This window comes from Acidovorax sp. (genome assembly GCF_046341535.1).
Lineage (GTDB): Bacteria > Pseudomonadota > Gammaproteobacteria > Burkholderiales > Burkholderiaceae_C > Acidovorax.
This window is the reverse complement of sequence record NZ_JBKDRI010000160.1, coordinates 1-7,483: the sequence shown is the minus strand read 5'-3', so window position 1 is coordinate 7,483 and position 7,483 is coordinate 1. Positions and strand designations below refer to the sequence as shown.

Sequence of the window (7,483 nt, the reverse complement as noted above, 5' to 3'; positions counted from 1 at the left end):
ACCCCCGCGACGACCCCCAGGGAGCCATCCAGTGATCAGCGTGTTGCAGCGCGTGCGCGAGGCCCGCGTGGAGGTGGGCGGCCAGACCGTGGGCGCCATCGGCCAGGGCCTTCTGGTGCTGGTGTGCGCCGAGCGCGGCGACACCGAGGCCGAGGCCAACCGGCTGCTGGCCAAGCTGCTCAAGCTGCGCGTCTTCAGCGACGCTGCGGGCAAGATGAACCGCAGCGTGCAGGACGTGGATGGGCTGGGAACCTGCGGCGGCCTGCTGCTGGTCAGCCAGTTCACGCTGGCGGCCGACACCTCGGGCGGCAACCGCCCCAGCTTCACGCAGGCTGCTGCGCCCGATGAAGGGCGGCGGCTGTACGACTACCTGGTGGCCCAGGCGCGCAACTTGCACCCGGTGGTGGCCACAGGCCAGTTTGCGGCCGACATGCAGGTGCACCTGGTCAATGACGGGCCGGTGACCATACCGCTGCGCATGGCTCCTGCGGTGATTCAAAAATGATAGCTAAAGGGTATGAATTTACCTGGACCCCGGCCTGATTTGGCCTAAACATCGGTCAAAGCAGGCTGGTCTGCAGCGCAGCATGGGCCAGAGGACGAAGCCGGGCGTAATCCAGCAGTTCTGCCAGGCGCGCACCTTTGGCCTGCCATTCGTAGACCACGTTTTCTGCCAGCAGCACGTAATGCCACGGCGGGCCGCCCCGCTGCGCGGGCGTGAGGGCGTTGATGCGCTCACACCACGCCAGCGCCGCCTTGAGCTTGCGCTGCACATTGGGGTGCGTGGTTTGTTGTTGGGCTTTCGTTTCGGCGAGGTACACCGCATCGGCAGTGCGCACCAGAAAGTCAGGTGAATAGAAGGCGGGCAAGCCGTCTTCTTTCACATAGCGCAGCCGGGCGAAGGTGTGCCGGGTCTCGTTGATCTTGCAAAAGGCTTGCACCTGCGTGTCCGCCTGTGCCCAGTGGATAAAAGCCCGCTCGAGCCCGCCGTTGCGCGCGGGCCAGCCCAGCCGGGTGTAGATGCACTTGCTCACCTCCACTGAATGGCTCTCGCGCAGCATCAGCTTGGGCACTTCGCTCAACAACCGCAGATGCACTTCCGTCTGGCCGGTGACGTGTTTTTGTTCGGACTCCAGCAGCGCCACGGCAAATATCTTGGTGATGTGGTCCACCACGGGCTGCAGCAGCAGCACGCGCCAGTGCTCGTTGTCGTGAGGGTCAAAGGCGGTATCGAAAAGTCGCGTCCAGATGTAGTCATCCAGCCAGCCGGTCAGCTCTGCCGTGTTGACCTGCAGGTACGGTTTGGCCAGATGCGTGGCAATCTTGTTGCCCTTGGGCATGGGCTCGCTGAGCGCCTGGCTGATGCGGCGGGTCAGGCGCGACAGGTATTCGTTGTAGCCGCCCACGTTCATCACCGCGCCATTCACCCGGTAGTCACCAAACAGCGTGGCGCTCTGCAGGTCTTGCGAGATGAAGGTGTCGCCTTTCCCCAGCATGCTCACCAGCTGATCCAGGCCCATGGTGGTGAAGGCGGGCAGCGCATCCACGTCCAGTTCCTCATGGTCGCGCACTTCATCAGCCTCTTGCAGGATGAACGGGATGGAGAAGTCAAACGCCTCGAACCCCTCGCGCAGCTCTGCCGCCATCACGTCACCGGTGCTGGATGTGTCATCGGTCGCTTCACTCGTCGTGCCAGCCAGACCTTCGTTCAGCAGGTCGTCATAGAACGACTGAAACGCCGGATGCTCCACGATCGACAGCACGTCGATCAGGCTGCCGGGCTCCTGTCCGGCATTGATGCGCTCGCGGTTCTCGCGCTTGAGGTCGCTGTACTCAGCATCGCGCCACATCAGGCGCAAGCCCCGGCCAATGGTCTGCTCCAGCAGAATCTGCGCCTGGCTGGAGCGCAGCGGCACGATGACGCAGATGTTGTTCACGTCAAACCCCTCGCGCAGCATCAGCACGCTGACGATGACGCGCGGTGTGGCATGGCTGTCTACGCTGAACAAGCGCTCCCGCACGGGCGCCCAGTCCTTCTCACCCAGCTCCGCCTTCTTGCCGGAGTCGATGGTCATCACCTCGTCCTCGCCCAGCCCCTCCTGTTCACGCAGGAACTCGGCTACCAAGGGTGACACCGTGGTGTCCTCGCACACGACCAGCATCTTGGGGTGGCGGTGCGGGTCGATCTGGGCAAAATCCGCTTCCAGCTTGCGCAGCTTCTTCAGGCCCGCGCGCAGCATTACGCGCTGGCCTTCGCTCAGCGCGGGGTTGCCCGATTCATCGCGCTCCGCCTTGAACTCCAGCGGCAGTGCGCCAATCTCCTTGCGCCGGTCCAGCACCAGCGACTTCACCAGTCCGGCGCGCATGGCGCTTTTCAGGTCAAAGTCCACCACGATGTGCGGAAAGTACAGCTTGCGCTTGTGCTTGCCGCTGCCCACGTCGTTGTAAGGCGTGGCCGAAAAGTCCACCTGCACAAAGCGCCGCCCCTTGGTGGCGGCGATGCGGCTCAGGCTCTTTTGCCATTCCACTTCGGTGGTTTCGCCTTCCTTCTTGAACTCGTGGATGTGATGCGCCTCGTCGTTGAACACCATCAGCTCCGGCAAGCCCGCCAGAAACTCCAGCACGTTGCCCCTGGCATAGCGGCGGTCCAGCACGTCCAGGCTGTTGCCGGTAGCGCGGCCGGGCGTGAGCGGCAGCACGGCGCCCACCACCAGATGCGGGTCCAGCGGTGCGCCCAGGGCCTCCACGTCGTCCACCGTGTCGTCCAGAACCTCACCTTCGGCCAGCAAATGCCAGTTGGTGATGGCGATCATCCCGTTGCCGGTGGCCTTCAGGCCAATCTCGGCCTTGCTGCACACATTGCCCCGCACAAAGGCAAACACCGCATCGCGATAAGCCTCGGGCACAAACAGGTCGGCAAACTTGAAGACGTCTGAGGTGCTGAAGTCGCGCACCATGCCGCCCGCACTGCCTGCCACCCGCTTGCCGCAAAACGCATCCAGCAGCCGCTCATACACGATCAATCCCGGAGCCACCACCATGAACTGGCGGGTAAACCGTGCATCGTCGATGCCCTCGGCCAAGGCTGCCGTCTTGTTCAGCAACTGCCACACCATCAGCGCCTGCATCACCCAGGTCTTGCCGGTGCCCGTGGCCATCTTGAAGCAGTATTTGGGGTGGCCGTGTTTGGGGTTTGCCACCTCGTTCATGCGGTTGCCGGTCAGCAGCGCATCGGGCGCGCAGGCCTGGTAGAGGTCCAGCAGCGTCCAGCGCTCGCGCTCCTGCCCCAGCACTTCGTGGGCCACGATGGCATTCAAGATCGCTTGCTTTTGCCCCGTGTGGAAGTTCAGCCCCTGACGGGACAGCACCATGTCCTCGCCAAACCACCACAGCAGCAGTTCGGCGGTGGTGGGCGTCACCAGATCCAGAATGTCTGCCGCGCCAGATTCCAGGCCCAGGCACAGTTGCTGGGTTTTTGCGGTCAGGCCTGCGGCGAGGGCAAGTTGGTCAGGAGTGTGTGTCATGGTGAGGGGCCTTAAAAAAGGGGCCGCATGCCAAAATGCAGACATGTCCGAGTTGATACGTCCACCCCGAACGCCATGGGGTGATTTCCCCGATGTGCTGATTCACGCCAGTGAGTCCGCAGTCAAGCAGCACCCCGCTTATGGAGCTGCAAAGTCGGGGGATGGAAATGCGGCTTTGGACCTGGTGCAGGCCACGATGAATCCGCAGAAAAACGCCCAGCTGTTGAATTTGCTGAGCGGCTCCACTCCCACGCTGGTCAGCGCCCACGCCTATGAGCGCGATGGCGTGAATGCCATCCCGGAGGTATTTGCCGATGCGCTGGGCAGTGTGCTGAATTGGCCCGTGGACACGGCGGTGCTGCAGGTCAACGTCGTGGCTCATACCGGTGCCGATGGCTTTTCGCGGATGGCACGCCAGGCGGAATTTGCAGGAGCCATTCAGAGCGGATGCAGCTACGTGCTGGTGGACGACTTCGTGGACATGGGGGGCACTCTGGCCAATATGAAGGGGTACATCGAATCTGAGGGTGGCAAGGTAGTAGCGGCTGTCTGCTTGCCCGGAAAGCCCCACTCCGCCAAGCTGGCCTTGTCTGTCGGGCGTTTGCAAGAATTGAGGTTGAAACATGGAACAGAACTTGAAAACTGGTGGGTCGAACGTTTCGCTCACCCCTTCGACGCGCTTACTGAATCAGAAGCTCGGTACCTCACCCGCACCGAGACGGCTGACACCATCCGAGATCGAATTGCTGCGATCCAGTAAGCACGAGTTGGCTGCGCTGGTGTCGGTGCGTGCATCTCTCAGCGCACAAGCGCGCGTGGTTCCCGCACGCTGACCACTCACGCTGTCCCTACCGTCGTCACGACTTCGGCCTCAAAGCCAAACACATCGACCACCCGCACGCACACCTTGCGTGGGCCTGGGCTGCCAGAGGGGCCTATGGGTTTTGCGGGCGCAGTAACGGTCGCCGTCGTCACCACACGCAGCGCGTCGGCATCGTTCGCCGTGTTGCCCCGGTAGTCCTGCCACACCGAGCGGAACACCTTGCCGTCATAGTCCGGGTCCACCGCCCAGTATTCGATGAGGGCCAGCGGCTCGGCATTGGCAATCTGCTGCAGCTTGATGCGGTTGGCATCGTCGAGGTTGATGGCCTCGGGTGAGAGCAGCACGTAGTTCTTGAGCTGCACGGTCAGCGTCTCTTGTGCCACCCCACCTGCCACCCCATCCGTTCGGGCTGAGCTTGTCGAAGCCTGGCGTGTGATCGGATGGATCGTCAGGTACTGCAGCGACGAAAAGCGCACCTGCCCGCGCAGCTTGTCGATGCCGCCCTTTTTCTTGAGCCGGTCCATCAGGTCGGGCGGAATCACCAGCACTTCCAGGCGCGAGTCGTTCAGCGCGGTGATGGTCTCGCCAATGCTGGGCTCAAAGTTCCAGCCCAGCACCACCACGCGGTCCCAGCCGCCCAGCAGGTTGTCGCGCTGGGCAATGGCCTTTTTGAGCGTGGCCATGCCGGTGAGCTTGTTGGGCGAGTCGGCCAGCACCAGCGTTTTGCTGCCCCGCCTTTTGCCATGACCTTCGCCCAACTCCACGCCCGCAATCTGGCCCAGGTTGCGCTGCGGGTTCACATCCGCAGGCAGTGGCAGCGCGCCGTAGAGCGAGAGCACGATGTGCGACAGGTCGCCCATGCGGAAGTCGCGGCCCAGCGTGGCCTTGGCGGCTTCTACCTGGTAGTCGCCAATGGCTTGGTACAGGAAGGGCTTGGCCTCCAGGTCGATCAGGCGCTTGCGCATGATCATGCAGGCCGGTTTGCCCAGGTCGGTGGTGATCCAGCGGCGACCTAGTTTTTCGGCAACGGCGGCTGTGGTGCCGGAGCCAGCAAAAAAATCTGCGATCAATGCGTCAGGTGATGTGGCCGATTGAACTACTCTTTGTAAGAGGCGTTCTGGTTTTTGAGTGTCGTAGCCAACTGCTTCTTTGCTCGAATCCATAAGACCGATTCGTACATCTTCGTCGATCCACAGACTACCCACGACTTGGCCATCTGTTTTGTCTAAATAGCGCTTTTGATAAACAGCACCCTGCGGTCCTACAACAACATTTCCCAGCTTGAATTGCTCGTTGATTCGATCTTGCGTCCATGCCCAATGTCTACCCGTCGGAGGTGGAATTTCCCTCTCACCAAAACGTCGACTTGGTCCTGGCCCGGGTGCATCCAAAGTGACAAGACCGTATCGGCCACCTTCATCTGAATACTTGTAGGTCTTTTCGACATATTCAGGAGAATGGTCCCTGTAGACGAAGTTCACCCTCGCAAGGTCTGCGTTTTTCGCAAACCAGTACATGGTGTCATGAACGCTACCAGTTGGGGTTCCGCCTTTTGGTTTCGTCTTCATCCAAACCACTTCGTTCAACAGGTTTCGCTTCCCAAATATCTCATCCAACACCAGCTTCACGTAATGCCCCACATGCCAATCCAGATGCACATAGATGGAGCCGGTATCCGCCAGCAGCTCCCGCATCAGGATCAGGCGCGGCGTGATCATGGCCAGGTACGACGCTGTGCCATCGCTCCACGTATCGGAATACGCAAACTGCTCAATCACCGTGGGCTTTTGCTCCAGCTCCAAGCCCGGTAGCGTGACCTTGGTGCGGTAGTCGGCCTTGCTGTCAAACGGCGGGTCGATGTAGATCAAATCCACCTTGCCGCGCAGGCCGGGCGTGGTGTCGTCACCCGCCAGCAGGGCGGCCATGGCCAGCAGGTTGTCGCCGTAGATCAGGCGGTTGGCCCAGGGCTGCCCTTCGACAGGCTCCGGGCGAACGGGAGCGGCCCCCCGCAGTGGCTGTGCATTTGGCAGCAGGCTGCCTTGCCCCGGCGCAAACACTTCACGCCGGTCGGCGCGGGCCTGGGCAGTGATCCAGTCGGTGGCGGCGGTGTCTTTGGCAGGCAGCACCACCTCACGGGTTTGCAGGCTCACGCGGTGGCGGCTTTCGATGCCCTCCAGGATTTTTTCGGCTTCCTTGCGGCCCTGGGCCACGATCTCGGGGAGTTGTTCAAGCAGGGACTTGGGCATGGAGTGTTGTGCGCAGCGGTGCCTGACGGCAGCCGATTCAATCGATAGTTGAATGAATAATTCAATTGATCGTACAACACAAAGTTCAGTGCAAATTCAACCGAAATTTAACGTTTCGGCATGGATCAGAAGCTGAAATTTGCCGAACGTCTGCAAGCGGCCATGCGTGATGCGGGGCTGGAGCCGCGCCCGGCCGTGCTGCTCAATCTGTTCAATGCCAACTACTGGGGGCGGTCGGTCACATTTCAGGCGGTGTCGCGCTGGTTGCGTGGCGAGTCCATTCCGGCGCAGGACAAGTTGATCGTGCTGGCCGGGGTGCTCAAGGTCGAACCCGACGTTCTGCGCTTTGGTGGCGCGGTGCGCAAATCGGTTCGGGAGCACCAGCAGCGTTGGGCGGAGGGAGTGGGCTACCTGGAGCGCGAGACGTTTGACGCGTTTTTGCAGCTGCCGCCCCCGCAGCGCAAGCTGATCCGCGAGGTCATCCTGACCTTTGCCCAGGTGCATGGCAGCGATGCGCAGTCGCCTGCCTCTGCACGGTTGCCCGATTCAGATCAGAGGTGATCGCGATGGGTTCAATCGCTGGTTGCGATGTGTTGGCAATCGATTGGGCTCGATGGACGGTGGAGGTCGGACGCTCCCGCTGGCCCCATGGATCCCGACGGGAACCCCTTCATTGCCGCCAGAGAGCCTCTGCATCACTCCCCACGGTCTGCGTTGGCGCGGGCTCGGGCAGTCTGCGGCGTTGCTTTTCTAGCCCGGATATTTCACCGTCCTCCGTAAAAACGATGACGGCATGGCCCTTTGAGTGCGCGTTTATCGAGGTGTAGAAACTTGATGAACGAGCGAGCCATGCCGAATCCAAACTGTACCGAACAAACTGAACTCGATCT

Annotated in this window: 6 protein-coding genes; 3 read left to right on the top strand and 3 right to left on the bottom strand. The window is 61.5% G+C overall.

The features are described from left to right. Nucleotides 1-31 precede the first annotated feature (31 nt). Nucleotides 32-505, top strand: a complete 474-nt coding sequence (gene dtd / locus ACK543_RS12015) for a D-aminoacyl-tRNA deacylase (RefSeq protein ID WP_409943085.1) — start codon at nt 32-34, stop codon at nt 503-505. 55 nt (nt 506-560) lie between these two features. On the opposite strand, the gene ACK543_RS12010 is transcribed toward dtd, so the two are convergent. Then, nucleotides 561-3,524, bottom strand: a complete 2,964-nt coding sequence (locus ACK543_RS12010) for a DEAD/DEAH box helicase family protein (RefSeq protein WP_409943084.1) — start codon at nt 3,522-3,524, stop codon at nt 561-563. A 43-nt stretch (nt 3,525-3,567) separates the two neighbouring features. Between ACK543_RS12010 and ACK543_RS12005 the strand changes: the two genes are divergently transcribed. Beyond that, nucleotides 3,568-4,284, top strand: a complete 717-nt coding sequence (locus ACK543_RS12005; RefSeq protein ID WP_409943083.1) for a phosphoribosyltransferase — start codon at nt 3,568-3,570, stop codon at nt 4,282-4,284. A gap of 77 nt (nt 4,285-4,361) precedes the next feature. Here ACK543_RS12005 and ACK543_RS12000 read toward each other — a convergent pair whose 3' ends face one another. Continuing rightward, nucleotides 4,362-6,593, bottom strand: a complete 2,232-nt coding sequence (locus ACK543_RS12000) for a site-specific DNA-methyltransferase (RefSeq protein WP_409943082.1) — start codon at nt 6,591-6,593, stop codon at nt 4,362-4,364. Nucleotides 6,594-6,713: 120 nt separating this feature from the next. Here ACK543_RS12000 and ACK543_RS11995 point away from each other — a divergent pair, with 120 nt between their 5' ends. Next, on the top strand, nt 6,714-7,154 hold the full coding sequence (locus ACK543_RS11995) for a helix-turn-helix domain-containing protein (RefSeq protein WP_409943081.1): 441 nt from the start codon (nt 6,714-6,716) through the stop codon (nt 7,152-7,154). Nucleotides 7,155-7,263: 109 nt separating this feature from the next. Here ACK543_RS11995 and ACK543_RS11990 read toward each other — a convergent pair. Further along, nucleotides 7,264-7,483 (bottom strand): hypothetical protein (locus tag ACK543_RS11990; RefSeq protein WP_409943080.1); only part of this gene is annotated, 220 nt, incomplete at its 5' end.